Origin of the sequence: Pseudohongiella sp. SYSU M77423 (genome assembly GCF_029911965.1) — a bacterium.
Classification (GTDB): domain Bacteria; phylum Pseudomonadota; class Gammaproteobacteria; order Pseudomonadales; family Pseudohongiellaceae; genus Pseudohongiella.
The window spans coordinates 1-1,193 of record NZ_JARYTH010000015.1 but is presented as its reverse complement, the minus strand read 5'-3'; the positions used below and the strand labels follow the sequence as shown (position 1 = coordinate 1,193).

The following is a 1,193-nucleotide window of genomic DNA, read 5'->3' as shown; positions in this document are numbered from 1 at the left end:
GCGAGGTCGAGATTCTATGTCTCTATGCAAGCATTTTTGGGCACATAATCGCTCTGATTATGCATCAGTGCGAATGCCACTCTGGCTAGCTTCCTGGCCAAGATCATTAACGCTTGTATGTTGGAAAGCCCCCTGTCGATATAGCGTTGATAAAATGCCTGCCAGGTTTTGTGTCGCTTGGCATGCATGGCTGCTAGATATAAGAGCCGCCTGATTTCTGAATCACCTTGTTTAGTTAACTTTCGCTTGCCTCGCATCTGGCCAGAGTCACGCACACGTACATCCAAGCCCAAAAAAGCGATGAAAGCATCACTGTTGCGAAATTTTCCTCGGTGGAAGATGCTGGTCAGCGCGACAGAGGTCACCGGACCAATGCCCTCAATGGCCTGACAACGCTTCATGTCCTGATCCCAACCTGCTTGTTTGACCAGCGCTACAAGCTTTTGCATGATTTGCTTTTCAGCTGACTCAAGAGCACGTTTGAGCATGGCGTTTGTGCGTTTAAGCTCTGGAATATCAGCCAGACTTTGGTCCAGCTTTACTCGTGCCGAGACAACGCAGGCCCGGCGCTTTAGCAACGCCTGCAATCGCATTTGCTCAGGTGGTGCAGGGTTCCAAGGCTCCAGCTGGTCTCGCTCGCGCTGCAGGTATCTTTGCAACAAACGGGCATCACCTTGATCTGTTTTAGCTCTGACACCAACTCCGTCTCGATACCGGTTTAGACGATAGCCGTTGATCAGATAAACCGTGTGCCCCTGACGGAAAGCCTCCTGGGCCAACGTCAGGTGAAAGATGCCAGTGGCTTCCATGGCTAATTCGATCGGTTCTGAAATTCCAGAAAGCCACTTTTTAATGGCAGCTAATGTGTTATTGATGACCAGCTGTTCATCAGAGGAAAGACAGATATCCAGTTTGGCCTTGCTGATATCAACCCCGACTTGAACGATAGCGTTTTCAGTTGTCATGATCGCCCCTCCAAGGTATCGTTATTTTGGTTGTCGGGGCCTCACTGAAATGCTTACTTGCTATTTATCGTCGGTCGCGAGCCGATAGATTCCTTATTGGCATTTAAAGTGAGGGGTGGGACGAGTTCTCGACCAGTCTGTGCAGTGCAATCTGCCAGAAGTTCCGTTGGTCCCTCCACCCCGACAAGCCATTTATGACCCGTCAGAGCAGAACATACAAGTTCCGCC

The 1,193-nt window shown here is 50.1% G+C and carries 1 protein-coding gene; it reads right to left on the bottom strand.

What is annotated here, in order from left to right:
- Positions 1-14: 14 nt before the first annotated feature.
- Positions 15-965, bottom strand: coding sequence for an IS110 family transposase (locus tag QGM61_RS15190; RefSeq protein WP_281133497.1), 951 nt, complete (start codon positions 963-965; stop codon positions 15-17).
- Positions 966-1,193 lie beyond the last annotated feature (228 nt).

What these genes read in the sequence shown, in the direction of transcription:
- QGM61_RS15190 (WP_281133497.1), bottom strand. Translation starts at nt 965, where the DNA reads ATGACAACTGAAAACGCTATCGTTCAAGTCGGGGTTGATATCAGCAAG.